This window comes from Marinobacter sp. PE14, assembly GCF_053566155.1.
This window is the reverse complement of the sequence record NZ_JBQXNY010000001.1, coordinates 154,168-180,323: the sequence shown is the minus strand read 5'-3', so window position 1 is coordinate 180,323 and position 26,156 is coordinate 154,168. Positions and strand designations below refer to the sequence as shown.

Below are 26,156 nucleotides of genomic sequence, written 5' to 3'. Positions count from 1 at the left end.
GCCTGATATCAGGATTGTTAACAACACGGACGTGGCCTCCACTATGAACTTCCAACTGGTCGTGGGCCTGACGGCGATACTGACCTCTGCCGTGTGCCAGGCCCAGGCTCCGACTCTGAATCTCTACACCTTTGACAGCGCGCCTTATCAGATGGCGGGCACGGAAAAGGGTGGAACCGATCAGATCTCCGGCGAAACCGTGGCCACCGTGGTTTGCGCCGCGAACCGGGCCGGCTGGTCAACCCGCATCCGGATTACGCCCCAGAACCGAGCCATACATTCGCTGGAACGCAATATGATTGATGGCTATTTTGCCATTGATCCTTCTGCAGAACTCGACACCATTGCCACACGTAGCGATCCGGTGGCGCTTGAGAAGTGGTACTTTTTCACTCGGGACAATAAAGCGTTTACCGAAGACCTTCGAATAGGCGTTGTCGCCGGCAGCAACGAAGAAGCCTGGCTGAGCGCTAAAGGCTATGCGATTTTCCTGAGCGTATCCTCCCCCTCCCAGCTGTTGGCCCTGCTCAAGCGGGGCCGGATCGATACCGCTCTGATGGATGAGCGAGTCATGGATCGTCTGCGCCAGGCCAAAGAATTAGCCGGCACGCCGCTCCGTGCGCACTTCGTTCGCTATGCCCCGCTTTATCTGTATCTGGGCGAAGCCTTTACCTCAGACAACCCCGAATTTCTTGGCACATTCAACCGCACGCTGAACAGCTGTATGGCCGGGCAACTTGCGCTGTCAGACGAGGAAGATCGACGCATCTCAGAGCTGTCGAGCCGGCTGTTCAAAGAAATGAACAGCATCCTCGATGTTCGCCAGATCATCGAGGAAGGACCCAGGCAGGAGAGCTTTACTGACGTAATGACCATCGACAGCCAATGGAGTGCGCTGTCACCACTTGCAGTGCCAGATCTGGCAGCGGGTATCCTCGCACTTCCGGGCTCCAAAGCGCTACAGGCGTGGCAACGTTCCCATCGAGGTCTTATCACCGAGGTAATGCTGATCAATGACATGGGAACCCTTGCAGCAATGAGCCAGCTCACCTCGGACTACTGGCAAGGTGACGAGCCCAAATTCCAGAAAGTCATTGAAAATCGGGCGGCGCAGCCCGGCGGCGATCCACCGATATATCTCTCACACATTCGGTACGACAAGTCCGCGGCCAGATTCCAGGTGACCGCCAGCAGGCCGGTTTTGTCTCATCAGGGGGAGCCCGCCATCGGCGTGATCGTGATCGGACTCAGTGTCGAGGAAGCACTGAGCGACTCTGAACAATACTGACTGATCCAATCGTCCTCCCGGCACAGCAGAAGCTCAGGGCGGCCCGACTTCACAGGCCAACACCAGCGCCCAGAACTCCGAGAAATCATTGACCACCACATCCGGCTTGTCGGGGTGCTTGTGGGTGCCCGGAAAAATCTTGTTCAGCCAGGGCAGATCCCACTGGGCCCCGTTGAAGAATACGGAGGTCAGGCCCGCGCGCTTGGCGGCAATGACGTCAGTCGTGCTATCGCCCACGTACCAGACACTCGGGTCCGGCGGATAATCCAGCTTCTGAACCGCCAGCAGTAATTGATCCGGGTGGGGCTTTCGCAGGGGCGTGTCATCGCCGCAGACGTCGACATCAAAAAGATGGTTCCAGCCGGTGTCCTCCACCGCCGCCAGTTCGTGCTCGAAAAATTCGCGGTCCCGGTTGGTAATCACGCCCACCTGGATGCCCATCCGCCGCAATCCATCCAGAACCTCCCGCACCTTCGGCTCAAACGCTTTAACCGTGCCATAGTGCTTTCGGTAATGATGATTAAACGCCTGGTGGGCGATCTGTTTGGCCTCCTGATCGTCGCCGAACAGCACCTCGAAAATGTCGGTTCGGGAGATCTTCCGGTCTGCCTTCACCTTCGGATGCAGCTTTGCAAATTCCCGGACATAGGCAACCAGCTTCACATCTTCCGGGGTTTTGCTGTCTTCCGGCGCCACCATACGGTCCATAAGCTGCAGCTTGTGGAAATCCGGTAGCATGTCATCCACCGCGTGGTACATGGCGTCGAGGGTATCTACCAGGGTGGCGTGCCAGTCGAACAGGATGACTGCCGGGCGGATGAGCTTGACCACCGCCGGGTGCCAGTCCGGCTCAATTCTCGGCTCGGGGCGCTGTGGCGGCGGAAACGGCCGGGGGCGAACCTCAGCAGGCGTCTGCTCGAAGGCTTCCGGCTGGCTCCGCTCAAGCAGGGCTAAAAGGTCCATGAGATCCTCAAAGCTGTCCAGAATGGCCGCGGGGGCATCCCGGTGCGAGAACCAGCTGTCGATCCGGCCGGATTCCCAGCAGGCGCCGTTGTAGAACACGCCCGACACGCCAGCCTTGTTGGCGGTGAGCATATCGACGTAGCTGTCGCCCACATACCAGGCCTTTCCATCCGCTGGCAGACCGAGCTTTTCAAGCGCCTTGAGAATCACCTCGGGGTCGGGCTTGTACTCGGTTACGTCGTCGGCACATACCGTGGCATCAAACAGGTTCCGCCATCGGCCTTCGTCTACTGTCTTTAATTCCCGGTCTAGGAACTCGCGGTTCCGGTTGGTCGACACCGCCAGGCGGATCCCCATCGCTTTCAGGGCGCAGAGGTACTCATACGCGCCGGGTTGAAACGGTTTTACCTGCCCGAAATAACGGCGGTAGGCCTCGTTATAGGCCTTGTGGGCAATCAGTTTGGCTTCTTTGTCGTTGCCAAAGATGGCATTGAAAATGTCCGTTCTTGAAACCCGCCGCTCTGCCAGAATACGCGGATGCAGGCGCCGGAAGATCCGGATGTAGCGCACCAGGCGCGCGTCATCTCCGGTGCGGCATTTATCCTCTGGCAGCAGCCGCTCCACAAGCCCCAGCTCTTCCAATTGCGGCAGCATATCTTCCATGGCACTGAACATGGCGTCGTGGGTGTCGACGAGGGTGCCGTGCCAGTCAAAGATCAACACCGACGGTGTTGAAATGGAATCGCAGAATCGGGCCATGCCCCGCCTCCATCAGAAGTTTCCTGAAGCCAGCCTTGAAATCCGCCGCCGGGCCGGCAAAACTCAGCGGTACTGATAAGAAAGATAAACCCGGTTTCCACTGCGTGCACGTATCGAGTCTGATCCATGCCAGTATCGAGCTACCTGCTGCCCTACGATTTTTCACCGCTGACCCTGCTCAGTTATATACTGGTGCTCGGGTTTTACGGTGTCGGGCTACTGCAGATGCCGGAGCAGGAACGGCCGGGGCCGGGTCGGATCGTCACGTTCACGCTCGGGGTCATGCTCTGTTACGCGGTGATGCAGACCCGATTTGATTACTACTCGCAGTACATGTTTTTCGTCCACCGGGGACAACACCTGATTCTTCACCACCTGGGGCCGATTCTGATTGCGCTATCCAATCCACTGCCCGTGATGCGATTCTGGTATCAGAGGATTTCCCCGTCTGTGCGTTATTGGCTGAAACCTCTGGGGTGGCTTTACCGGCTACTGCAACAACCCCTCATCGCCTCGGTTCTGTTCGTGGGACTGATCTACTTCTGGCTCTGGCCGCCCATCCATTTTGACGCCATGCTCAGCCGGCAGCTCTACTGGATCATGAACTGGAGCATGCTGCTGGACGGTCTGCTGTTCTGGTGGCTGATCTTTGATCCCCGTAGTCCTGCAGTCACCAATGCGCTTGGCTACGGAAAACGCATCCTGCTGCTGGCGCTGGTAGCGATACCCCAGATGATTCTTGGCGCCTGGATCGTGTTTTCCAGGGGCATGGTGTATGACGTCTACGAAGTCTGCGGCCGGGCATGGCCGATGCCTCCGGAAACCGACCAGTTGCTGGGCGGCCTGCTGACCTGGATTCCCCCGGCCATGATGAGCATCATAGGCATCCTGATTGTGCTCCGCCGGGCCATGCATGAAGATGGCAAATTCCCTAAAAGCCGCTCTCTGGCGGGAGGAAACGCATGAAAAGAATGCTGCCACTGTGGCCGGTTCTCGTCGCACTGATGCTCGCGGGCTGTGCCGGCAATGAAGAAAGCTGGCATGGCAAGGACATCTCCGGCCTGATGCCGGAACTGGAGTTCCAGCTTCAGGGCACCAACGGTCAGCCCGTCACCGAAGCTGCTTCGGAGGGCACGATCCGTATGCTGTATTTCGGCTTCACCTCCTGCCCGGATGTCTGCCCGACCACGCTGACTGATCTACGTCGGTCGGTTCGCCAACTGCCAGAAGAGTACCGGGACGATGTAACAACTCTGTTCGTCAGCGTTGACCCGCGCAGGGATACCCCGGAACGCCTCGCCAGCTACGTGGATTTTTTCGGTGATCGGGTTGTTGGCATGACAGCGGAAGAACCCGCGCTTAGAGAGCTTACCAAACGCTATCGAACAACCTTCGGTTACGACAAGCCCGACGCCAGTGGCAACTACAACGTCTCCCACAGCAGCGCCGTTTACGTGTTCGATCGCAGTGGCAACGCCCGGCTGCTGCTACGCCCCGGCCTGTCGCCCGAGCAGATCAGTGACGATCTGGCCCAGCTGGCCCGGGAGTCGGGTTAACCTTACCCTTGACCCTGTAGCAACTACAGGGTTTTGAATGCTCCCCAGAATCATCAATAAACGGAGAGCAGAGAATGCACAGCCACCACGATCACAGCCACGGGCACGGCCATGCGCAGCATTTCGACACGCATAATCGCTCGTTTGCGCTGGCCGTCGTGCTCAACGTGGTCTTTGTTGCCATTGAGGCGGTCTACGGTGTCCTGTCCGGATCCCTGGCCCTGCTGGCCGATGCCGGCCATAACCTGAGCGATGTGCTGGGGCTTGTTATGGCCTGGGTTGCTAGCTGGCTTGCCACCCAGAAAGCCACCGACCGGAACACCTACGGACTGAAAAAATCCACTATCCTGGCAGCTCTGTTCAACGCGCTTTTTCTGATTGCGGCCGTTGGCGGCATTGCCTGGGAGGCCATTGGCCGTTTCAGCGAACCGGCGGAGGTTACCGGTTTGACCGTCATCGTGGTCGCAGGCATAGGAGTCATTATCAACGGCCTCACGATGCTACTGTTCATGAAAGGCCAGGAGGGCGATCTCAACATCCGTGGGGCGTTCCTGCATATGGCTGCAGACACGGCGGTATCCATAGGAGTGGTGGTTGCCGGGCTTGTGATCCTGTTTACCGGCCTTGACTGGATAGATCCGCTCGTAAGTCTGGTGATCGCAGCCGTGATCTTTATGGGAACCTGGCAGTTGCTCAAGGATTCGCTCAATCTTGCGGTAGACGCGGTACCCAGGGACATCAACCCGCAGGAAGTCCTCGATAGCCTGAAAGAACTGCCCGGCGTTCAATCGGTTCATCATCTCCACATCTGGGGGCTCAGCACAACGGAAAACGCTCTCACAGTCCATCTGGTAAAGCCTGACCCGGCCAGTGACGATCAGATCATCGAGCAGGCTACCCGAATGCTGGCAAGTGACTTCAACATCCAGCATGTGACCATTCAATGGGAGCGCGAGGCCAGCAGTTGCCCGACACTTGCCTACTGCTGATCCCCGGGCAAAAGCCGGACGTACTATGGCCAGAAACCTGAACGGAGTTCGCTAGTGCCCCACAAAAAGCCCAATCTCCCTGAAAAGACCTGCCCGGTCTGTCAGCGGCCTTTTGCCTGGCGGAAAAAGTGGGCCAAAGACTGGGAAAATGTCCGCTACTGCAGCGAACGTTGCCGGCGAGAGAGGAACGCCCCCTCATGACCACCGTGGTCTGGTTCAAGCGCGATCTGCGTACACGGGATCATGCCCCTCTGGTGGCGGCAGCCAGCCTGGGAGAGCCGGTCATACCGTTGTATGTCATCGAAGATGACTACTGGCAACTGCCGGACACCAGCGGCCGGCAGTGGGCGTTTATCCGGGATTCTCTGGACGATCTGGAGCGACAGCTACGAAAGGCCGGCAGCCAGTTGCTGGTGATCCGAGGGTCGGTGACTGATGCGTTGAAGCAGCTTCAGGCCCGCCTGGGCATCAACCGCATCTTCTGCCATCAGGAAACCGGCGGACACTGGACCTTCGAGCGTGACAGGGCGGTGATTGGCTGGTGCTCGGAAAACCAGGTGGAATTCCGCGAGTGGAACCAGTTCGGTGTGGTTCGACGCCTGAGCGACCGGGATGTCTGGGACAGGGCGTGGACCGAGCTGATGCGGCAGCCAGTGCTGGAGGCTCCGACTGCAATACCGACATCGGATACCCTGAAGGCCGTTTACGCTGGCGACAATGGCCAGGGTTTCGAAGTGCCTGACACGTGCCCGGACCGCCAGATTGGCGGCAGCGCGAAAGGCGAAAAGCTTCTCGGCTCTTTCCTGGATCGCCGCTGCGTCGGTTACCAGTACAACATTTCCAGCCCGAACACCGCCGTGAGGGCCTGCTCGCGCCTGAGTCCGCATATTGCCTACGGCACCGTCAGCCTGCGGGAGATCTATCAGGAGGCCAAGGCCACCGGCAACCACCGCAATACCCTGCCCCGAAAAAAGAAAAGCCTGACCAGCTTCCGCTCCCGATTGCACTGGCATTGCCATTTCATCCAGAAACTGGAAGACGAGCCGGAGCTGGAGTTCCGGGCCATGCACCGGGAAATGGAGGCGTTGAAAACCGGGCCCAATGATTCCGAGCGACTGCAATGCTGGCAGGAAGGCCAGACCGGATGGCCCCTGGTGGATGCGAGCATGCGCGCACTGAATCACACCGGCTGGATCAACTTTCGTATGCGGGCCATGCTGATGGCAATCGCCAGCTACCAGCTGTGGCTGCACTGGCGCGATCCGGCCTTACATCTGGCCCGGTTGTTTACCGATTTCGAGCCGGGCATACACTACTCACAGACCCAGATGCAATCTGGCCTCACCGGTATTAACGCCCTACGAATATACAACCCGGTTTTACAGAGCCAGAAACTGGATCCGGAGGGCGAGTTCATCCGGCGGTGGATTCCCGAGCTGGCCGGCGTCCCCAGCGAAATGATACACACCCCCTGGTTAATGACGCCGGTGCAGAAGGTCCGATACGGCGGCAACACGTACATCACGCCAGTCTGTGATCACGAGCAGGCCGCACGGGTCGCTCGCAAGGCGGTGGGCGACTTCAGAAAACAGAGCGTCAGCCGGGCAGAGACAGATCGGGTACTGCAGCGTCATGGTAGCCGCAAGGGCCCCGTGCAGAAGCGACCCGACCTGCCATCGAAGGGCCAATCAGATCAGCTATCCCTGTTTGACTAGACGGCACTGGAACCTCAGTTGCGGTACATCTGCCGCTGATGCTCCAGCATCTGCTCCATCATGAGCTGCATCTGATTCATCCGGTTTTCCATCATCTCCAGACGCTGCTCGTTATCTATCCCGGGGCCACCAGACCGATTTCCCTGGGCATTGCCAGGCTGTTTATTGCCCTGGCCCTGATTGTTCATCATTCCCTGGTTGTTGCCCATCATGCCCTGGCCATTCATCATTCCCTGACTGTTACCCATCATTCCAGGGCCCATCATGCCGCCGCGCATCATCTGCATCTGCTCCTGCATGTACTCCATATGCTGCTCCTGCAGGCGCTGACGCTCAGCATTGGAATTAGTACCACGCATCTCCTGCATCATTTCCTGCATGCGAGCCATGTTTTCATTCATCTGCTGTATTTGTTCCTGACTCATCATGCCGCCACGAGGCATTTGCCCGGAGTTGCTCTGGGCAAAGGCGAATACAGGCAACGCGACAATAATGGAATAGGCCACCAAACGGCTTAATCTGTTCATGAGATCCTCCTTATAGGCTGCAACTTTGTGCATCCTTATCAGTAAAGACCATGAAACTGAATTGAGGCTGAAAAAGGCCCCTTGAACCCCGTTTAAGTCCTCTCAGGTTGATCTGTGTCATCCAAACGCCCGGGGAGATCATAACTGGCATTGTGATATCCTGAATTCAGGCTCTGCCTTGATGACAGGACTTAAGGCAACCGTCCATTTTCCAGGTCGTGTCTGGGGTATCATGCGATGAAAATCGGTGAACTGGCGAAAGTCACAAACATTCCCGTTGAAACCATCCGCTACTATGAAAAGATCGGCCTGCTGCCGGAACCGAATCGAGACAGCAGCGGCTACCGCTCCTACCGAAATGCTCACCTGGACCGCCTGTTGTTTATCAAACGCTGCCGCAACCTGGATATGGCCCAGGAAGAGATCCGCGAACTTATACGCCTGGCCGAGCAGCCGGAAGCGGACTGCAGCGAAGTGGACGCGCTGCTGGCACGCCATCTGAATCATGTTCGTGAGCGGCTGAAGGAACTGGCGAGCCTGGAAGAAACCCTGGAGCAGCTTCAGCAAGCCTGCACGGATGGCCGCACTGTGCGGGAGTGCGGCATTCTGGGCGGGTTGAGCTCGGAGCTTCAGACACCGGAACCGGAGGATCGCCACAACCACGTTCCCGGTACCCATGGCCCGGGCAACCACTGAAACCTTCCTCGCCCTCAGCCTCATCCTCGTCTGACGAATAAACCCTACCTCATTTCAACCGGCACGATTCGAAAAGACTCTGGCAGTCATTCAAAAGCCTCCGCGCCACTAAAATGCTATTTCTATGCCTTACAGATGCACGGTTAGGTTCGCCCGCCCCTGGAACAGCCGGGCTGGCATTAACTAGCTCGGCTGAACTGTTTCTCATGCACAAAGCAAACATTGTCAGGAGTCATTATGTACAAAAATAAACTCGCACTCTCGGTCGCCCTGGCCTCGTCGTTGTTCGTTGCCAGTCCAGCGGCTCTGGCTCACGGCGGTTCGGCAGATTATATGCCGATCGCAAAAGCACTGAATTCCTCGGGTGCCAGCTATCAACTCAGTGAAGACAAAAGCGAACTGCTGGTTGTGTCTGGAGACACAAAAATCCGGGTGCCTCTGGGAGAGACAAGGGCGTATTTCAATGGCGATGAGATTGAGCTGTCAGCCCCTGCAAAACTGCACGATGGTGAAGTCCTCGTAGAGCGGAGCTTTGCCCACGATCTTTTCTCAGGTCAGGTTTCCCAAAACATCAGCATTGGTAATAAAGCCCATCCACTGGACCCATTATCCGCTGAAGAAATCACCACAGCTGCGAACGCAGTCAAGTCCTCCAAGCACTGGAAGGACACTATCCGTTTCACCCAAATCCGACTCGCCGACCCCAGCAAAGAAAAAGTCTGGGAATGGTCCTTTGGTGAAGGCCACGACTTTTCACGTCAGGCCATTTTTACGGTCGTGGATGGCCGGAAGGTCTACGAAGGCACCGTCGATCTCGACTCTGAGTCCGTTGTTGGCTGGGAACACATTGAAGACGCCCATGGCATGGTGACCTTCGACGACTTCCTGGCAGTTCAGGAAATCGTCTCAAACAGTGACGCCTATAAAGAAGCCCTGAAAAAGCGCGGTATCGACAATGTGGAGAATGTGGTCGCAACACCACTCACCGTGGGGTACTTCGGGGGAGACGACGGCCTTGAGCACGATTTGAAACTCTTGAAAGTGGTGTCTTACCTGGACATCGGTGACGGTAACTACTGGGCGCACCCTATCGAAAACCTCGTGGCAGTCGTGGACCTGGAAAAAAAGAGCATTCTCAAGATCGAGGACGACGGCGTTATCCCGGTACCGATGGCTCCCCGCCCCTACGATGGACGTGATCAGGAAAACATTGCGGATGTGAAACCGCTGATGGTGGTGCAGCCGGAAGGCTCCAACATCTCGATGTCTGGCCATACCATTCAATGGCAGAACTGGAATTTCCATCTCAAGCTGAATTCTCGCGTTGGCCCTGTCATTTCCACACTGACCTACGACGACCAGGGTGAAAAACGGAAAGTCATGTACGAGGGGTCGCTGGGCGGGATGATCGTACCCTACGGCGATCCTGACGTAGGCTGGTACTTCAAGTCCTACCTCGACTCCGGCGATTACGGAATGGGGAACCTGACCTCGCCCCTGGAAGGCGGCGTCGATACCCCCAACAACGCGACATTATTGCCGGCAACATTGGTCGATAACGGCGGCGCACCCTTTACCATTCCCAATGCCATTGCCGTTTTTGAGCGCTACGCTGGCCCGGAATTCAAGCACACGGAAATGCTGGGCAGCAGCCCGGGCAATGAGAGCCGCGAACGAAGGGAACTGGTTGTCCGCTGGGTGAGCACCATCGGTAACTACGACTACATGTTCGACTGGGTGTTCATGGCGAATGGCAATATCAGGCTGACCGTCGGAGCCTCGGGCATTGAAGCGGTCAAAGCCGTGAAGTCCCGCACTGTTCACGATGAAACCGCCGAAGAAGATACCCGCTATGGCACCCTGATCGACCACAACATCGTGGGCACCACCCACCAGCATATCTACAACTTCCGGCTGGACCTGGATGTTGACGGCGAGCAGAACAGCCTCAAAGAAATCGATCCCGTGGTCGCGGAAAACACGGCCGGTGGCCCTCGTAAGAGTGTGATGATCACCAAAGAGCGGGTCGTAGAAACGGAACAGGACGCGGTTCAGAAGTTCGACCCGTCAACCGTACGTTTGATGACCAACCCCAACAAAGAAAACCGCATGGGCTACCCGGTTGGTTACCAGATCATCCCGTTTGCCGGTGGTACTCACCCCATCGCCAAGGGTGCGTTGTTCAGCGACGACGAGTGGTTGTATAAGCGGGTCAACTTCATGGATAAGCAGATCTGGGTCACACAATACAAACCAGAAGAACGCTTTCCGGAAGGCAAATACCCGAACCGGGCGAAAACCGATACGGGCCTGAAAACCTTTGTCGAGGACAACGAGTCCATTAAGAACGTCGACACCGTGCTCTGGATGACCACCGGGGCGACCCACGTCGCCCGGGCGGAGGAGTGGCCCATGATGCCCACGGAGTATGTCCACTCCTTGCTCAAGCCCTGGAACTTCTTTGACCAGACACCCACTCTGAATCTGCCCGAGCAACAGACGCCGGAGAACTGATTCGCAGGGAACGGTGAGCTATCCGGGCAGGGAAGCCCGGTCATAAAAAAACAGATATACGGGAATCAGAAATGATGAAAAATCAGCGTTTCATAAAAAGCATTATTTGCCTGGCCGTGGCCGGATTATCGGCACCCGCTTCGGCCTACAATTTTTACGACCAGAACGGTACGGAACTGAACGTCGATATAGAAGCGGCTGTGGGTGTTTTTTCCAGTGCAGAGACCTACAACCTTGGTGCCAAGTCCCAAGCCGGTGATTCAGATTGGCAGGAGGGTTACATCAAGTACGGATTGTCGGGAAGCCAGAGTGTCGGCTCGGGCAGCCGACTTTACGGAGCGGTTAACCTGGTCTCATCCGGCACTTGGGGGGACGGCGATGCCGCGGGGATTACTTCAGGCAACGAACGGGAAACCGACCTTGAGGATGCCTACCTCGGCTGGCGCTCAGGCAATCTGATTCCGGCGCTTGGAGAGGATGGCCTTGATCTTTCCGTTGGTCGCCAGCAGTTCACTATCGGCGACGGCTTCCTGATTAACAGCGATGCCCTGAACTTTGGCGATGCCCTTAATGGTGGCGGACTGGACTTTGATCGGGGCGGCGCGTACTGGCTTGCAGCCCGCAAGGCATTTGACCAGACCGCCATTGCCCGTATTGGAGGCTCAGACGGATTGCGCGCCGACCTGTTCTGGCTGGCCTCTGACAATAAAGCCCAGGCTGAAATGGAACTGGCAGGCCTGAATACCGAGTATGTGACCTCGCAAGGTACATTTGGTCTGACTTATATCGAAGGGCTGGACGTTGATGACACCTTTGCCCCGATTCTGGGGTACGGTTCAAGAGACGGGCAAAAAACCACGAGTTTCCGCTACCAGGGAAATGCGGGTGTCGACAATCTGTTCCTGTCCGCTGAATTCGTCAACCAGGAAGCCGGAGAGGGCTCTGACGAAAATTCCAAGGCATGGTATGCCGAAGCCGGTTGGACCTTCAGCGAAACGCCCTGGTCACCCAGCGTCAACTATCGCTACTCGAGCTTTGATGAGGGTTTCGATCCGCTGTTCTTCGGTTTCAACCGTGGCTATGGCACCTGGTTCCAGGGTGAGGTCGCAGCCAACTACGCAGGACCCTTCAACTCTGATGCCTCCGTGCATCACCTGAGCTTCAAGGCTACCCCCTCAGAAACACTCAGTATCGGTGCTCTCTTCTTTGATTTCACTGACACCGCAGGCGGCACAGGGAACCTGAACGCCCAGGAAGTGGATCTTTATGCCGAATGGGTGGCAGCACCGCATCTGATTATCAGCCCTCTGGTTGGCCTCTATATGCCAGACAACAGCGCTGCCGAAGGCGGCAGCCAGATCGGCAGTGACGAGACCAATACCTATGCGCAGATCATTGCCATTGTTCCGTTCTAACCCGTTGCCATCCGCCGACCAAGTACAAGCCGCCCATAGGCAAAGCCGTGGGTGGCTTCAGCGGACTTTCAGCCTAACTCTAACGAACACCCGCAGGAGAGCATTGTCATGCAAACCTACAGCAACCTGGTGAATGGGAAACCGGTTGAGGCAACCAGTCACCAGGAGATTCTCAATCCCGCAACCGGTGATTCCCTGGGGCTCGCGGCCATCAGCAGCGAGCAGGACGTAAACGACGCCGTCATTGCCGCACGCAACGCACAGAAGGACTGGTCCAGAGTCAGTGATCAGGAGCGACAGGAAACAGTCGCCCGCGTGGCTCAGGTACTGCAGGATAACTCGGAATACCTGGCCGAACTGATCACCCGTGAGCAGGGTAAACCTCTGTCTGGCCCCGGCTCCCGTTTCGAGATGCAGGCCTGCGTGGGCTGGACACAGGTACCGGCAGCACTGGCACTGGCCCCGGAAACCGTCCACGAGGACGAGGAACGCAAGGACGTACTGCACCGGGTACCACTGGGCGTGGTGGCAGCGATTGCTCCCTGGAACTGGCCCCTGATGATTGCCATCTGGCAAATTATTCCTGCCATCCGCATGGGCAATACGGTGGTTCTCAAACCCTCCGAATACACCCCGATCGCAACACTGGAAATGGTTCGGCTGATCAATCAGGTACTGCCCCCGGGTGTTCTCAACACCATCTCCGGGGACGGCCGTATCGGGGCCGCGCTGACCAGCCATCCCGACATCGATAAGATCATGTTCACGGGCAGCGAGGCGACCGGCCGGCGTATTATCGAAGCCTCGTCACGAAACCTCGCGCCGATCACGCTGGAGCTTGGCGGCAATGATCCCGCCATCGTCGTTCCTGGCACTGATGCCACCGCCATTGCAGAGGGGCTTTTCTGGGGCGCATTCCTGAACATGGGTCAGACCTGCGCGTGCATCAAGCGCTTGTATGTGCACGAAAACGACTACGACTCGGTGATTGCCGCCCTCAGTGATCTTGCCCGCCAGATGCCCATTGGCGACGGCATGAACGAGAACAACCTGATTGGTCCGCTCCAGAACAAGATGCAGTACAACAAGGTGAAGGAGCTGGTCGGCGATGCCCGGTCCAACGGCTGCGATGTCATGGAATTCGGCGATGTGCCTGACACCGGCTACTTCCTGCCTGTAACCCTCGTGGGCAACATTCAGGATGGGCAGAGGCTGGTGGATGAGGAGCAGTTCGGCCCGGCTTTGCCTATCGTCCGTTATAAAAACCTGGACGACGCAGTCGCTTCTGCCAACAGCCTGTCAGCAGCCCTTGGCGCCTCGGTCTGGGCCAACAGCCCGGAAGAAGCTGAGCCGGTTGCCATGAGACTCGAAGCTGGAACCGTCTGGATCAACCAGCACGGGGCAATTCACCCCATGGTGCCTTTTGGTGGCAATAAAGCGTCCGGCTATGGGGTCGAGTTTGGCCTGGAAGGACTGAAAGCGGTCACTCAGCCAAGAGTTATCAGCATCAAGAAATAAAGCGTCGGCGACACTGCCCCTTTAGGGAGCTGCCAGAATCAACGGCCTGGCAGCTCCCCTTTTTCAGGAAATACGGTCCTGGCAAAAACTCGAAGGTGTCACCCCGAAATGCTGCCTGAAAGCCGTTGAAAAAGCACTGGGGCTGACAAAACCGAAACGGTATCCGACTTCCGTCAGGTTCACCTTGCCTTTGGACTTCTTCAGGTAATCGGCGCACATCTCCAGCCGCTGGGCTTTGATATACCCCGACACGGTCAACGAGCGGGCAGAAAACGCCCGGTAGAGGCCGCGAACCGAGGTTCCGGTGGTATTTGCCACCATCCGCGCGCTCAATTCAGACTCCCCGATGTTTTCCCGAATAAATGAGGCAGCTTGCAGAAACACGCGCTCACTTGGGCTGTGCTGCCCAACACTTCGGATGACAGAGGGTTTGATCAGCATGATCAATGAGTCAATGATCGCTGCGCCTTCTTCCTCATCAAGACTGTCGTAATTTGCCGCTCCGCCAATCAATAAATTCGCTACGCGGGCAATATGGCTATCGGAGGGAATCCGGACACCAAGCTCGATCCCTGACAGATTCAGAGTTCGCTCTATGATTGGGCGCGGCAGAATCAACGAAATCTGCTCCGACTCATTGTCGTAGGTAAAGCTGAAGGGAAGAGCCGAATCAACCAGAACAATGTCCCCTGTCTCAAGAATAGACCTGTTCCCAGCTTGCTCTACCCTCGACTTTCCTCGGAGCTGGAATACACAAAAGAACTCTGGAGTAACACAACGACGGATATCGCTTCGGCCCCGCACAAGCTGAGCGCCACGAATGGTAACGTGGGACATATCCAGGGCACTGGATCCCATTTTACTTATGTTTCCGGAGAACTCCTGTTCGAGAGGCTCTGCCGAAAAAGGTCCGCAGATCTGATTTACATCACTGATCCAGCGGTCGAACCCTGCCGTTGCGAAGGCGTTTCCAAGCATAACTGACCCACCGAAATCGGCTTTATGATTATTTGTACAGAGATTGGCCAGTTCCTTTGTATATGTCAAGCGCCCCGGATTTGGGACACTGCGAGCATTCAGGATTAGTTTCGATACTGAACTGAAGCCCCAAATCTTTATTTAGAATCACTTGATTGCCATTGAATAATTGATGCTCTCCAGCGAAGAGCCTCAAAGAAACTTGACCCTGTAGCAACTACAGGGTTTTTAATAAAGACATTCGATTAGAGGAGGTCTTTATGGCGTGCAGTTGCTCCGCCCCCGAACCCAAATCCCCTGCTCCCGGCTTTCGTAAGGCCTTATGGATTGCGCTTTGGGTAAACTTGGTCATGTTCTTTGTGGAGGGCATCGCCAGCCTTTCATCTGGCTCGGTGTCGTTGATGGCGGATGCCATCGATTTCTTCGGCGACAGCGCCAACTACATTCTGTCCCTGACGGTCCTCTCAATGGGCATGCTCTGGCGCGGACGCGCGGCCATGGTTAAAGGGATCACCATGACGGTGTTCGGCCTGGTGGTCTGGGCCCGGGCGGTCTGGGTGGTACAGGAGGGCATTACGCCGGAGCCGCTGACCATGGGGGCCGTCGGCCTGCTGGCCCTTGCCGCCAACGTCAGCGTTGCCGTGATGCTGTTCAGGTTTCGTGAAGGCGACTCCGACATGCGCTCGGTCTGGCTTTGCAGCCGCAACGATGCCATCAGCAACGTCGCCGTCATGGTGGCCGCTCTCGGGGTGTTCGGCACCGGAACAGCCTGGCCGGACCTGATCGTTGCCGCGATCATGGGCACACTGGCAATCACCGCCGGTATAAGTGTCGTCCGCCATGCCCGGAGCGACATCGCGGAAGCCAGAGCGAGCGAAGGCGAGCCGGCGGCGGCAGGGTCACAGAATCATTAGAACGCCAACGAAATCATCACCGGGATAAACGCCAGGGCAAACAGCGTGGTCAGCAGTACCGTCCCCGCTGCCTGTCTTGGCGAGGTATCCAGCAGGGTGGCGATGACCACGGTATTGGCGGCAATGGGCGTGATTGAGATCAGGAACATGGCCTTGTGCACCGCTGGTTGATAGATCCCCAGAAGCGTTGAATCGACCCACCAGAACACAATAGCCACCAGTGGCCAGATCACAAACTTCCCGAAAAACGCCAACGCCGTAAACCGGACGTTGCCCGCCAGCCCGCGAAAACTGGTGATGCTCATACCGATGATCATCATCCCGAGAATGCTGTAAGCCCCCCGCAGGTTATCAAACAGGGGCACGAAGATATCCGGAATTCCGACCCCCGCCAGATTCAGGAAAACAGCCGCCAAAAAGGCGTACACAGAGGGAAGCCTCAGTACCCGCCAGAGCGCATCTCTGATGCTGTACCGCCCCCTCGCGGCCAGATAGAAACCCACGGAGTTCTCAAACAGTGTGGTGCCCAGCATGCACACGATGTAGAGCCCAAGCCCCTCTTCCCCGAACAGCAACAGGGCCACCGGAACACCGAAATACCCGGTATTCCCGGAGCCTACGCACAGGGGAATGATGTTGGCACTGCCGTCGGTAAGAACCTTTTTCGCCAGCTTGAGCTGCACGATGCCCAGAACAGATGAGATGCCAAAAACAATAAACGGCAACAGGATGACTTCCGGAGACAGGGGCGCCGCCATTACCCCTGAAAACACCACCGACGGTGTCACGATGTAGAGCATGATGCCGGCAATGTGGCGGCCGCTCGCCTCAAGGTAGCGACCGGCAACCCAGCCCAGGGCGACCGTTACATAGAGCGGAATAAGCTTGAAAAAAAGCGCAAATGCGGCGGCCATCGGCACTCCGTGGGCAAGAAAACGAATCCGGACATGCCGGGCGCGCAGTTTACCACCTACCCCTCCAGAGGTAACTCCCCGGCGCAATGGTGAAATATCCGGGCATGCTTGATAATCATCAACAGCATTTAGGATGCATCTTTATATCCTAGTGGCGCAGTCAGGTATTCCACAAAGACCAAGGAGAGAGACCTATGGCCGAGCGCTTTACCAAAAGCATGGCCAGGAACATATACCTGGGAGGAAGTGCTTTCTTCGTCCTGTTGTTTCTGGCGCTGACTTTTGACACCCAGATTCGGGCGATGCCCGAGCGGGACAACCGCGACCAACTCACCGACCAGGTGGTTCGTGGCAAACATGTATGGGAAAACAACAACTGTGTGGGTTGTCACTCCCTGATGGGTGAAGGCGCGTACTTTGCGCCGGAACTTGCCAACGTATTCGACCGCCGCGGCGCAGGGAACAGCGAAGTCTTCCAGGCGTACATGAACGCCTGGATGAACGCGATGCCCACCAATGTGCCCGGCCGCCGCCAAATGCCCCAGTTCAATCTGACCGATCAGGAAATCGAGGATCTCGCTGCCTTCCTGGAGTGGACTTCAAAGATTGACGATAACGACTGGCCACCCAACATCGAAGGCTAAGGGAACAGACATGAAATACGAATCTCAAAGGGTAGCAATGCCCTACTTCATCTTTGCCCTGGTTCTGTTTGCCGGCCAGATTCTGTTCGGCCTGATCCTTGGTCTCCAGTACGTGGTGGGTGATTTCCTGTTTCCGGAAATCCCCTTCAACGTTGCCAGGATGGTGCATACCAACCTGCTGATTGTATGGTTACTGTTCGGCTTTATGGGGGCAACCTACTACCTGGTTCCGGAAGAGGCACAGACCGAGCTGCACAGCCCGCTGCTGGCCTGGATTCTGTTCTGGGTATTCGCCGCTGCCGGCACCCTGACCATTCTTGGCTACCTGTTTGTCGACTACGCCACCCTGGCGGATGTCACCATGAACAAGCTCTTGCCCACCATGGGGCGGGAATTTCTTGAACAGCCCACCATCACCAAGATAGGCATAGCGCTGGTTGTTGTCGGCTTTCTCTACAACATCATGATGACTGCCCTGAAGGGCCGCAAGACTGTGGTCAACATCGTGTTGATTACCGGCCTGATCGGCCTGGCAGTGCTCTGGCTGTTCTCCTTCTACAACCCGGGCAACCTTACTCAGGACAAGTACTTCTGGTGGTTCGTGGTGCACTTGTGGGTTGAAGGCGTCTGGGAACTGATCATGGGCGCGATCCTGGCCTATGTTCTGATCAAGCTCACCGGTGTTGACCGGGAAGTCATCGAGAAGTGGCTGTACGTGATCATCGCCATGGCGCTGATTACCGGCATCATTGGCACCGGGCACCACTTCTTCTGGATCGGGCCGCCCGAGTACTGGTTGTGGCTGGGTTCCGTATTCTCCGCCCTTGAACCGCTGCCGTTCTTCATGATGGTGATCTTCGCCTTCAACATGATTAACCGGCGTCGTCGCAACCACCCCAACAAGGCCGCCATGCTGTGGGCCATGGGCACTGCGGTGATGGCCTTCCTGGGGGCCGGTGTGTGGGGCTTCCTGCATACCCTCGCGCCGGTCAACTACTACACTCACGGCAGCCAGATCACCGCAGCCCATGGGCACATGGCGTTCTACGGCGCCTACGTGATGATTGTGCTGACCATCATTTCCTACGCAGTTCCCATTATGCGGGGACGGCCTTACGGCAATAGCAATACCGCGCAGATAGTCGAGATGTGGGGCTTCTGGCTGATGACCATTTCCATGGTGTTCATCACGCTGTTCCTGACCGGTGCCGGTGTGTTGCAAGTGTGGCTACAGCGGCTTCCGGAGAGCGGTGAAGCACTGTCGTTCATGGCAACCCAGGACAACATTTCACTGTTCTACTGGATGCGTCTGGTCGCCGGCTGCTTCTTCATGGCCGGTCTGGTGGTGTACTTCGGCAGCTTCTTCATCAAGGGCCAGGCATCACCGGCTGAAGAAGTCCGTGGACCTGCCACTCAGGAAGCATGATACCCGCAGGCCGGAGCGATCAGCTCCGGCCTGCCCAACCAAAAACGGATGTTTGCCGTGCATGCGCAGAGTCTTCCAGAAAAGGACACCCTCCAAAGAAAACGGTTACTGACCCGCACCGCATTCTTCGGGCTGTTTCTGCTTGCGCCGGTACTTAACATTTTTCGCTACGATCTTACGGAAACCCACTTCGTACTTTTCGGGTTTCCCCTCTCATTCAATCTTGAGCTGGCCTGGGTCAGCCAGAGCTCGCCGGCGGAAGTGGCCGGGCAGATCCTCGTCTGGTTCATACTTCCCATAACGCTACTGGTACCGCTGGTGCTCTGGATTGCCTGGAAATGGGGGCGAATCTACTGCGGCTGGTTGTGCCCGCACTTTTCAGTAGTGGAAACCATTAACCATCTGATGACCCGGGTAACCGGCCGACCAACCCTTTACGAGGCAATGCGCAAGGGCAGACTCGGCAAGGCCGTTCACTGGGCCGGTCTGGCAGCGGTTTGCGGGTTGATTGGCTTCTCCTGGGCACTGGCCATGCTGTCTTACCTGTTACCGCCCATACCGCTATACAGCGATCTGGTTACCGGCAATCTGACGTTTTACCCGTCGATTTTTCTGGCTGTGGCCACCTCCTTCTTTGCCCTGGACTTCCTCTTCGCCCGGCACCTGTTCTGCAAGTATGGCTGCGCTTTCGGTGTGGTTCAGAGCATCGCCTGGATGACCAACGGCAAAGGCAGGGTTGTCACTTTTGATACAAAAAGGGCGGCCGCGTGCCGAGATTGCACCAAAGCCTGCGATGAAGCCTGCCCAATGCGTTTACCAACCCGCAGTCACAAGCGGGCAAAGTTCACCTGTACCCAATGCCTGCAGTGTGTCAGCGCCTGCCGGGAGGTGCAGAAGAACAATCCGGAAGGGTCCCTGCTCAGCTGGGAACCCGGTGAGCCTGGCAAACAGACCGTTCTTATTCCGGTACGCCAGATTGATCCATCAACACGCCGACAAAAGGCCGGAACCTGAGGAGCTGAAATGGAAGAGTGGGTAGGCTTCAAATGGCACGAATACATCACCCGCCAGGCCATGGGTGAGTTTCCGGAGCATGCGGTGCACCTCAAAGACGAGGCACGAACTCTGGGTGTTCTGTTCCGGGCGCTCGGTGGCGACCCGGCACTCAGCCTGGTCACAGCGGAACCCCGACATTTCCAGACCCGGCGGCGCTTCCTGCAGAAGCTGGCCGGCACCCACAAGAAATTTGAACTGGCCTGGCGCGACGAGCAAAGCCTGAGGCTGCCCGAACGCCTCGCACTCTTCCCCTCAAAACGAACAAACCGGGATCTTTATCTCTGGCTAGCGGCACTGGCCTCCCTTGGTGAACTGACGGATTCCGACTGGCTGACTGGCAACCAGATCATGGTTCAGACCCTCCTGGCCAAATGGCCGGGATTGGAGCCGGTTTACCAGCGTCTGGTGCGCCATACCCTTCAATGGCGACCAGACCCCAAAACTTTGCCAACATCCGAAAGCCGTCGTGAGAAGGCAATCCGACAGGCCCTGATTGATCCGGGCGGCGTCGAATCCCTGCCAAGGGCTGAGTCCGATCCCTGGCCAGTAGTTATCTGGCTCTACCCCACCCTGGCCCAGGGCAAGGTTACCGGGCAGATCATCGGTGATGACAATCTGAACTCGACACCGGGCGGACTGGCCAAAAAGCGTAAGCGCCGGCGTGCTGAACGGGTGGATGCATTCGATAAAGATCAGGGCCTGATGCTGTTCCGACTGGAAAACCTGTTCTCCTGGAGCGAGTTTATTCCTGTAGACCGGGCCGGCGACGATACCCAGGAAGACGATGCCGACGCCGTGGCCGATGACATGGACATGATTTCTGTCTCCAAGGACCGGCGCGAAGCCTCTTCAGCCATCAAGTTCGACCTTGACCTGCCTTCGGAAGAAAACGACGACCTGCACCTGGGGCCCGGCATCCATCTGCCGGAATGGGACTGGCGTAGCCAGAGCTACCGGGAAAAATTCTGTTGCCTGCAGCCGATGCTAAGCAAGGAGTCTGTGCCCACGCGGCTCCCGGACCACCTGTCCCGATCCGCCATGAGGTTGCGTCGACAGTTCAGCGCCCTGAAACCGCTACGGCAATGGGAGCGCAGACAGACCGAAGGCGAGGAGCTCGATCTGGACGCCTGCATGGAACGCGAAGTCCAGCATCGCCGGGGCTCCGGCGTTATCGACCAGAAGCTGTTTCGCCGCTGCAAACAGAACCAGAGAGACCTGGCATGCCTGATTCTGGCGGACGTCTCCATGTCCACAGACACGTTCATCAATAACAGCCAGCGGGTGATCGACATCGCCCGGGACGGCTTACAGCTACTCAGCGAAGCGTTGCAAGCGAGCCGAGACCCCTTTGCGATTTTTGCCTTCTCTTCTCGCCGGCGGGACCACGTACGGTTCCATCACATCAAGTCCTTCGACGAACCCTACAATGACATCAGCCGTGGCCGAATCCAGGCACTGGAACCGGGCTACTACACCCGCATGGGTGCCGCGATACGCCAGGCGACCCGTTTGCTGCAGGGGCGCCACGAACACCAGAAAATCCTGCTCCTGCTCACCGATGGTAAACCTAACGACCTGGACCTGTACGAGGGCCGCTACGGCGTGGAGGACACCCGAATGGCGGTGCAGGAAGCCCACAAGGCTGGCCTGACGCCCTTCTGCGTCACCATCGACGACGATGCCAATGAATACCTACCCTATGTTTTCGGCAGCAATCATTTCGTGGTCATCAAGGACCCGACACAGTTGCCGCTTCAGCTACCGAAACTCTACATGAACCTGACACGCTGACGCCCATGCACGCACCCGCCCCAACACGCCGCCACCTCCCCGGCGATCTGGCCGTCTGGTTCTTCATATTCGCGGAACTGGCGGTCTTCGGCATTCTGTTCATTGGCTTCGGCGTCGCCCGCAGCCTCGACCCGGACACGTTCAGCGCCGGCCGACAGGCATTGCACCCCTGGACCGGCCTGATCAACACGATCGGCCTGATCACCGCCAGCTATCTGGTGGCCGTCGCCGTTCACCGGCTGCGCCATCGCCAGCCTGGCGTTACCCCGCTGCTTTGGGGTGCCATCGCCGCGTCCTCCATTTACTCCTTCGGCAAGCTCTGGGAGTACGCAGACCTATACAGCAACGGGTACAACCTGGGCACCGACACCTTCTTCATGTTCTATTTCTTCCTCACCTTCTTCCACTTTATGCACGTAGTCCTGGGCCAGATCATCCTGGTTGTTCTAGCCATGAAGGTCAGCAGAGGCGAGTACAACGGCGACGACATGAACGGTATGGAATCCGGCGCATCCTACTGGCACATGGTGGATCTGGTGTGGCTGGTCTTGTTCCCGATGCTTTACGTTCTGGCGTAAGGAGGAGTCTCCATGCTAGCGGTTTACATCGCCTTGATGGTTTGCACCATCACGCCCCTGATTGTCATGAAGGCCGGCGCAGATGCTTCCGTTCTCGTGTGGCTGGTTTTTGCACTGGTGATCGTGAAAGCGGTTCTGCTGGTCGATCATTTCATGGAAATGCGGAAGGCACCGACAGGCTGGCGCGTCGCCGCCCAGGCATGGGCGCCGATAGTGGTGGCGACAGTTGCAGGATTTCACGCCATGAATTGAACATGGGGTCAGGTGAAAGCGTTCATCTGACCCCGCCTTCACAGAAAACGTCGTGGAAAATAAGGAGGCTTGTCACCAATAGCCTGAGCCAGGGCGATCATCCCCCACAATACGAACGACGTGTGCAGAACAATTGCCCAGACAATGGCGCCGGTCCAGAAGTTGCCCGTGTTGCCAAACAGCAGCCAGAACATCCCCACGCCGGAAAAGATCAGCGTGGCGCCTATTATCGACATGAAAAACGACGCCCGGATATGGCCCCGCCGCAAAGCAGGTACCTGCTCCGACCCAATAAACAGCCACGCCAGCACCGCGAATCCGATAGCCGGCAGGGCCAACAGGTTCAAAAGGTACCAGACAACCGGAACCACGGCCCCACTACTGGCCTTCGTCTGACCTCCCGAATACGGCATAGACCACCTCCATGAGTGCACTTACTGTTGCCTCATCGTCCGACAACGGCTCTATCATCCCGGCGCGGCAGGCTTCGGTAACGGGCATACCCGCCCGCACCAGATGGGCGGTATGAATCAACAGGCGTGTCGACGCTGCCTCTTCCAGATCGTGATCCTTAAGGTTGCGAACCGATCGCGCCAGGTTCACCAGTTGCTCCGCCAGGTCCCGGTTGCATCCGGATTCTTCCATCACAATGGTCTGTTCCGCCTCTGCGTCCGGGTAGTCAAAGCTCATTGATACAAAGCGCTGGCGGGTACTGGGCTTCATGCCCTTCAAAAGGCTCTGATAGCCGGGATTATAAGAAACCACGAGCATAAAACCGGGAGCCGCCTTCAGTACCTCGCCGGTGCGTTCTATCGGCAATTCGCGGCGATCATCCGCCAGCGGGTGAAGAACCACTGTGGTGTCCTTGCGGGCTTCCACCACCTCATCAAGGTAGCAGATGCCACCTTCACGCACCGCCCGGGTCAATGGCCCATCCTGCCAGTAGGTGCCTTCCGGCCCGATCAGGTGGCGGCCTACCAGGTCGGCGGCGGTCAGATCATCATGGCAGGCAACGGTATACACTGGCCGTCCGAGCTTCTCGGCCATGAACCGGACGAAACGGGTCTTGCCGCAGCCTGTCGGGCCTTTGATGAGCACGGGCAAGCCGTTGGTTGCCGCCGCCTGAAACAGCTCTATTTCGTTACCAACCGATTGGTAAAACGTCATTGCATTGAATCCTCTGAATACTGTCTTTCGGGCAAGGCAAAGCCAAAAACCCATTCAGGGAAGATGACGAATATCTGCGAATCATCTTCCCGCTGTAACCTTAGCAAGGCCTGCTCACAGGCCAACGCCGCCTGGCTCCAGGCAGCCTGACGGTACCAGGCTGCTGCGGCTACCGGTTTGCCCTGCCAGCTCACCACCAGGTTGTTCCCGTCCAGAAACGGCCTCACAAACCCCAACTCTGAAACCGACGCGTGAGTGTTGTTGTGAAGCAGCAAGCCCAGAGCAGAGCTGTAGTCTCCCGCTTCGTACAACTGCTCCGCCGCAGGGATGAAGCCTTGTTTTTTCAGTTCCGCCAGCGGCAAGCTGGCACCCAACAGATCTCTGTCGGCAACCGTCGCAAGATCACGACCCTGCAGATCCCGAATATGCCTCACACCGGCCGTTCTTCGCGTAACCCAGACAGGAACCGGAAGCTGTCCGTTCCGGTTAACCGCCTCCAGAATCGGCGGTCGCCCGGCCGGAATACCGGACAAGAACGCCAGAGCAAAGTCTCCGATCTCCGTGTTAAACCTGAGGTCGGCCCGGCAGCCATGATCAAGCAGATACTCCGTCAGCCGGTAGCGAGCCACATCGGTAACGCTGGTCGCAGACTCAACCCCGATCACAATCCGTGCGCCCCCGTCGCTCGCATGCACGGTAGACAAAAGGCCAGCCAGCGCCGCGCCAGGCACTATCCGCCACATTTTAGAGGCCCAGGGCATGGGCCCGACTGGTAAAAAAGATGCCACTGGGTTTTTCGCCACTCAGCATTGCAACGGGCTCCAGCGAGCGAGTGTTGTATACGGTGACCCGATTACTGTCCCTGGCAGATACCCAAACCTCTTCGCCGCGTGGCGTGAATTCCATGTGCAGAACTGCGTCACCGGGCTCCAGAGTACGGATAATTTCATGGGTCTGTGAGTCGATCACCTGCACCACATCGTTGTTCGGGTGGGCAAAGCTCACCCAGATCTGGCGATTGTCCGGACTGGCCATAACAAATACCGGCTGACCCTGTACGGGAATACGATCGCTCAGAGACCAGTCACTGGTATCCGCCACCAGTACCTGATGGTGACCAACGGCCGGAACAAAGGCCCGCCCATCGGCGATAGCCCAGCCCTCCAGATGAGGCATCTTGTAAACCGGCAACTTTTGCTCACCCTTGCCATAACCCGGAAGGATTTCTGTCGCCCCCTGCCCCGGATTCCACAGATCCAGCATCGACAATCCGTCCTCACCAAACAGACCAGCAATGTAGTAACGGCCATCCGGAGTGATCAGGGCGTCATAGGGCGCATTGCCGGCCTTGAAGCGGCTGATTTCAGGCGACTCACCGCTCATGTCGAGGGTCCATATTTCTCCGGCCTCGAACAGGCTGAACACGAACAGGTTGCCCGGTGCATCCACCAGCCCCACCGTTTTTGATCGACCAGGTTCTCCGTCTTCGCCGGTATAGCTGGCGGAGACCTCTGCCACCAGCTCCAGGGTCTGGCTGTCAAACACCTTCACACCACCCGGCTCGTAATTGGATACCGCAACGTAGCGGCCATCCTGAGAAATTGCGCCACCAATACTGTTACCCGACTGGATAACTCGATCGGCAATGGACCGGCTTAACAGATCCACTTTCGTAAGTCCGCCATCGCGCCCGAATACATAGCCATACCGTGCGTCTCTGGAGTAAACAACCGACGCATGGGACAGATCTCCCAACCCTTCGACTCGCCCAAGAACCTGGTGGCGGGAAGTATTAATGACCAATACTGAACCAGAAGCACGCTCAATGACCAGGCCCAGATCACCCGTCCCCATGAGCTCAGGATGAGACTCTGCCTCCGCCGATACCTGGAACGCCTGACACCCGGCCAGGCTCACGATCAGGAACAGCGCCAGGATCAGTTTTTCGGGCAGCTTAGATGTTGGACTCATACTTGATCATTCCTCCAGGTTGGCCTTCAGGGCGACACCAGTGCACCGGATTTCAATCGCTTGCTGATCCAGTAGATCTCTTCCGGCGATAACAGAGGCTTCCAGGGTGGCATCGCTGTACCCGGCACACCCTCCCGGATAATGGCGGCAATGGCCTCGACCGGAAGGTGGTCGAGATTCTCTGGCCGCAAGGGTGGTCCCAGACCGCCTCTCAGGGTCAGCCCATGACAAGAGCCACAATCCTGGACCACAAGATTTGCAAGACGGGCACGGCTCTCATTCCGGTCTGGGTTGTCGTCGCCCAGAACGGTGACTGACATCATGCTTAACCCGAAAAACAGGAGTGCCGAAATCAGCATTCGCATCTGCGCTTCCCGCCAAAAGCCATTCACACGCCACATCCTCCCAAGTCTTGGCCACATCGTGAAGACAGCAATAACACTCATCCTTGATATTGGTTAATAGGGAACTTCAGATCCAGGACTATTTTGGCTTACCTATCATTGGGTATAGCGCAACGCCATA

Annotated in this window: 26 protein-coding genes; 17 read left to right on the top strand and 9 right to left on the bottom strand. The window is 57.2% G+C overall.

Going from position 1 to position 26,156, the window contains the following annotated elements; translation table 11 throughout:
* The first annotated feature begins 43 nt into the window (after window positions 1–43).
* Complete coding sequence (locus ACWJ62_RS00840; protein WP_449284492.1) at window positions 44–1,288, top strand: substrate-binding periplasmic protein; 1,245 nt, start codon at window positions 44–46, stop codon at window positions 1,286–1,288.
* Window positions 1,289–1,321: 33 nt separating this feature from the next.
* Here ACWJ62_RS00840 and ACWJ62_RS00835 read toward each other — a convergent pair whose 3' ends face one another.
* Window positions 1,322–3,010, bottom strand: coding sequence for an HAD family hydrolase (locus ACWJ62_RS00835; protein ID WP_449284491.1), 1,689 nt, complete (start codon window positions 3,008–3,010; stop codon window positions 1,322–1,324).
* Between the two features lie 126 nt (window positions 3,011–3,136).
* Between ACWJ62_RS00835 and ACWJ62_RS00830 the strand changes: the two genes are divergently transcribed.
* From ACWJ62_RS00830 to ACWJ62_RS00810, 5 genes are all read left to right on the top strand, one after another.
* On the top strand, window positions 3,137–3,976 hold the full coding sequence (locus ACWJ62_RS00830) for a cytochrome c oxidase assembly protein (protein WP_449284490.1): 840 nt from the start codon (window positions 3,137–3,139) through the stop codon (window positions 3,974–3,976).
* The gene (locus ACWJ62_RS00825) at window positions 3,973–4,566 is read left to right on the top strand and encodes an SCO family protein (protein WP_449284489.1); all 594 of its coding nucleotides are present in this window, start codon (window positions 3,973–3,975) and stop codon (window positions 4,564–4,566) included. Before ACWJ62_RS00830 ends, ACWJ62_RS00825 begins: the two co-directional genes overlap by 4 nt.
* Window positions 4,567–4,640: 74 nt before the next feature.
* Window positions 4,641–5,555: a cation diffusion facilitator family transporter gene (locus ACWJ62_RS00820; RefSeq protein WP_449284488.1), complete on the top strand. Its 915-nt coding sequence runs from the start codon at window positions 4,641–4,643 to the stop codon at window positions 5,553–5,555.
* A 54-nt stretch (window positions 5,556–5,609) separates the two neighbouring features.
* On the top strand, window positions 5,610–5,756 hold the full coding sequence (locus ACWJ62_RS00815; protein WP_449284487.1) for a DUF2256 domain-containing protein: 147 nt from the start codon (window positions 5,610–5,612) through the stop codon (window positions 5,754–5,756).
* Window positions 5,753–7,270: an FAD-binding domain-containing protein gene (locus ACWJ62_RS00810; protein ID WP_449284486.1), complete on the top strand. Its 1,518-nt coding sequence runs from the start codon at window positions 5,753–5,755 to the stop codon at window positions 7,268–7,270. The genes ACWJ62_RS00815 and ACWJ62_RS00810 overlap by 4 nt, the downstream gene beginning before the upstream one ends.
* Before the next feature lie 14 nt (window positions 7,271–7,284).
* Here the strand turns inward: ACWJ62_RS00810 and ACWJ62_RS00805 are convergent, their stop codons facing one another.
* Window positions 7,285–7,797, bottom strand: a complete 513-nt coding sequence (locus ACWJ62_RS00805) for a hypothetical protein (RefSeq protein ID WP_449284485.1) — start codon at window positions 7,795–7,797, stop codon at window positions 7,285–7,287.
* Window positions 7,798–8,034: 237 nt separating this feature from the next.
* Between ACWJ62_RS00805 and cadR the strand changes: the two genes are divergently transcribed.
* The 4 genes from cadR (at window position 8,035) to ACWJ62_RS00785 (ending at window position 13,940) form a co-directional block, all read left to right on the top strand.
* On the top strand, window positions 8,035–8,493 hold the full coding sequence (cadR, locus tag ACWJ62_RS00800; RefSeq protein ID WP_349517606.1) for a Cd(II)/Pb(II)-responsive transcriptional regulator: 459 nt from the start codon (window positions 8,035–8,037) through the stop codon (window positions 8,491–8,493).
* A 237-nt stretch (window positions 8,494–8,730) separates the two neighbouring features.
* Window positions 8,731–11,007, top strand: coding sequence for a copper amine oxidase (locus ACWJ62_RS00795; protein ID WP_449284484.1), 2,277 nt, complete (start codon window positions 8,731–8,733; stop codon window positions 11,005–11,007).
* Window positions 11,008–11,078: 71 nt separating this feature from the next.
* Window positions 11,079–12,422, top strand: coding sequence for a hypothetical protein (locus ACWJ62_RS00790; protein WP_449284483.1), 1,344 nt, complete (start codon window positions 11,079–11,081; stop codon window positions 12,420–12,422).
* A gap of 108 nt (window positions 12,423–12,530) precedes the next feature.
* A complete protein-coding gene (locus tag ACWJ62_RS00785; protein WP_449284482.1) occupies window positions 12,531–13,940 on the top strand; it encodes an aldehyde dehydrogenase family protein in 1,410 nt (469 codons plus the stop codon).
* A gap of 63 nt (window positions 13,941–14,003) precedes the next feature.
* Here the strand turns inward: ACWJ62_RS00785 and feaR are convergent, their stop codons facing one another.
* Window positions 14,004–14,918, bottom strand: a complete 915-nt coding sequence (gene feaR / locus ACWJ62_RS00780) for a transcriptional regulator FeaR (protein ID WP_449284481.1) — start codon at window positions 14,916–14,918, stop codon at window positions 14,004–14,006.
* A 260-nt stretch (window positions 14,919–15,178) separates the two neighbouring features.
* Here feaR and ACWJ62_RS00775 point away from each other — a divergent pair, with 260 nt between their 5' ends.
* Window positions 15,179–15,832 (top strand): cation transporter, encoded by a 654-nt coding sequence (locus ACWJ62_RS00775; protein ID WP_449284480.1) that lies wholly within the window; start codon window positions 15,179–15,181, stop codon window positions 15,830–15,832.
* Here the strand turns inward: ACWJ62_RS00775 and ACWJ62_RS00770 are convergent.
* Window positions 15,829–16,746: an AEC family transporter gene (locus ACWJ62_RS00770; protein ID WP_449284479.1), complete on the bottom strand. Its 918-nt coding sequence runs from the start codon at window positions 16,744–16,746 to the stop codon at window positions 15,829–15,831. The two genes, ACWJ62_RS00775 and ACWJ62_RS00770, sit on opposite strands and share 4 nt — an antisense overlap.
* Before the next feature lie 194 nt (window positions 16,747–16,940).
* On the opposite strand from ACWJ62_RS00770, the gene ACWJ62_RS00765 reads away from it, so the two are divergent.
* The 6 genes from ACWJ62_RS00765 to ACWJ62_RS00740 are packed head-to-tail and all read left to right on the top strand — an operon-like array spanning window position 16,941 to window position 22,493.
* Window positions 16,941–17,390: a c-type cytochrome gene (locus ACWJ62_RS00765; RefSeq protein WP_064227586.1), complete on the top strand. Its 450-nt coding sequence runs from the start codon at window positions 16,941–16,943 to the stop codon at window positions 17,388–17,390.
* 10 nt (window positions 17,391–17,400) lie between these two features.
* Window positions 17,401–18,816 (top strand): cbb3-type cytochrome c oxidase subunit I, encoded by a 1,416-nt coding sequence (locus ACWJ62_RS00760; RefSeq protein ID WP_449284478.1) that lies wholly within the window; start codon window positions 17,401–17,403, stop codon window positions 18,814–18,816.
* A 57-nt stretch (window positions 18,817–18,873) separates the two neighbouring features.
* Window positions 18,874–19,830 carry a 4Fe-4S binding protein gene (locus tag ACWJ62_RS00755; RefSeq protein WP_449284477.1) on the top strand — a complete coding sequence of 319 codons (957 nt, stop codon included), beginning with the start codon at window positions 18,874–18,876 and terminating at the stop codon, window positions 19,828–19,830.
* A gap of 9 nt (window positions 19,831–19,839) precedes the next feature.
* Window positions 19,840–21,663 (top strand): VWA domain-containing protein, encoded by a 1,824-nt coding sequence (locus ACWJ62_RS00750; protein WP_449284476.1) that lies wholly within the window; start codon window positions 19,840–19,842, stop codon window positions 21,661–21,663.
* 5 nt (window positions 21,664–21,668) lie between these two features.
* Window positions 21,669–22,241, top strand: a complete 573-nt coding sequence (locus ACWJ62_RS00745) for a cytochrome c oxidase subunit 3 (RefSeq protein WP_449284475.1) — start codon at window positions 21,669–21,671, stop codon at window positions 22,239–22,241.
* Between the two features lie 12 nt (window positions 22,242–22,253).
* Entirely contained in the window at window positions 22,254–22,493 is a 240-nt protein-coding gene (locus tag ACWJ62_RS00740) for a cytochrome C oxidase subunit IV family protein (RefSeq protein WP_449284474.1), read from the top strand.
* A gap of 38 nt (window positions 22,494–22,531) precedes the next feature.
* Here ACWJ62_RS00740 and ACWJ62_RS00735 read toward each other — a convergent pair whose 3' ends face one another.
* From ACWJ62_RS00735 to ACWJ62_RS00715, 5 genes are read right to left on the bottom strand one after another with little or no spacing between them, the layout of a single operon-like run.
* On the bottom strand, window positions 22,532–22,906 hold the full coding sequence (locus ACWJ62_RS00735; protein ID WP_449284473.1) for a hypothetical protein: 375 nt from the start codon (window positions 22,904–22,906) through the stop codon (window positions 22,532–22,534).
* Window positions 22,872–23,660: an AAA family ATPase gene (locus ACWJ62_RS00730; RefSeq protein ID WP_449284472.1), complete on the bottom strand. Its 789-nt coding sequence runs from the start codon at window positions 23,658–23,660 to the stop codon at window positions 22,872–22,874. The genes ACWJ62_RS00735 and ACWJ62_RS00730 overlap by 35 nt, the downstream gene beginning before the upstream one ends.
* On the bottom strand, window positions 23,657–24,403 hold the full coding sequence (locus ACWJ62_RS00725; RefSeq protein ID WP_449284471.1) for a PhnD/SsuA/transferrin family substrate-binding protein: 747 nt from the start codon (window positions 24,401–24,403) through the stop codon (window positions 23,657–23,659). Before ACWJ62_RS00725 ends, ACWJ62_RS00730 begins: the two co-directional genes overlap by 4 nt.
* A 1-nt stretch (window position 24,404) precedes the next feature.
* Window positions 24,405–25,631, bottom strand: a complete 1,227-nt coding sequence (locus tag ACWJ62_RS00720) for a cytochrome D1 domain-containing protein (protein ID WP_449284470.1) — start codon at window positions 25,629–25,631, stop codon at window positions 24,405–24,407.
* A 26-nt stretch (window positions 25,632–25,657) separates the two neighbouring features.
* On the bottom strand, window positions 25,658–25,996 hold the full coding sequence (locus tag ACWJ62_RS00715; protein ID WP_449284469.1) for a c-type cytochrome: 339 nt from the start codon (window positions 25,994–25,996) through the stop codon (window positions 25,658–25,660).
* Between the last annotated feature and the right edge of the window lie 160 nt (window positions 25,997–26,156).